The organism is Methylophaga sp. UBA4204, assembly GCF_002379485.1.
Taxonomy (GTDB): Bacteria; Pseudomonadota; Gammaproteobacteria; order Nitrosococcales; family Methylophagaceae; genus Methylophaga.
The window spans coordinates 4,994-5,941 of sequence record NZ_DFTU01000058.1; the positions used below are offsets into that span (position 1 = coordinate 4,994).

1 protein-coding gene is annotated in these 948 nt (G+C 50.8%); it reads left to right on the forward strand.

Annotated elements, in window-relative coordinates:
* A partial coding sequence (locus tag B3182_RS08375) for an HAD-IC family P-type ATPase (protein WP_292752323.1) occupies positions 1 to 948 on the forward strand: 948 nt, incomplete at both ends.

Consider the following 948-nt stretch of genomic DNA (forward strand, 5'->3'; position numbering starts at 1 on the left):
AGTGGTGTGCTGATCCGCGATGCAGAAGCGCTGGAGCGTATGGAAAAGGTCGATACGGTTGTCATCGATAAAACCGGTACCCTGACTGAGGGCAAACCGCAGGTCACGAAGCTAGTTACAGCGAATGGACTCAGCGAAGCTGAGCTGATGCGTTATGCAGGTGGCCTTGAAAAAGGCAGTGAACATCCATTGGCCCACGCTATTTTAGAAAAGGCCAGGGCAATGGATCTTAAGCTGCCCGATGCTGAAGATTTCGATTCCTCTAATGGTAAAGGGGTCACGGGTTCGATTGATGGCCAGCGGGTTTTATTGGGAAATCGACTGCTTATGGAAGCAGAAGCTGTTGATACCGCAGACTTTGACAATGAAGCTGATACGCTTCGCGGGGATGGCGCTACCGTGATTTTTGCCGCAGTGGCTGGCAAAGTCGCTGGCTTACTTGCTATTGCCGATCCGGTTAAAGAAACCACTCAAGCGGCCATTTCGGCGCTGCAAAAAGACGGTATCCGGATCGTTATGCTAACCGGTGATAATCGTACCTCGGCCGAAGCCGTTGCCCGCAAGCTGAATATTGATGAAGTAGAAGCAGAAGTTCTGCCGGAAGACAAAGGCAAAATTATTCAGCGCCTTAAAGATGAAGGCCGGATTGTGGTGATGGCTGGTGACGGGGTAAATGATGCGCCTGCGCTGGCAACGGCGGATGTTGGCATTGCCATGGGCACCGGCACCGACGTGGCGATTGAAAGTGCCGGAATTACTTTGTTGCGAGGTGACCTGATGGGTATTGTTGAAGCCCGCCGTTTATCTTTAGCAACTATGCGCAATATCAGACAAAACCTGTTTTTTGCTTTCATTTACAATTCTGCCGGGGTGCCGATTGCCGCTGGGATTTTATATCCGTTTTTCGGCATATTGCTGTCGCCAATTTTTGCAGCGGCTGCTATGTCA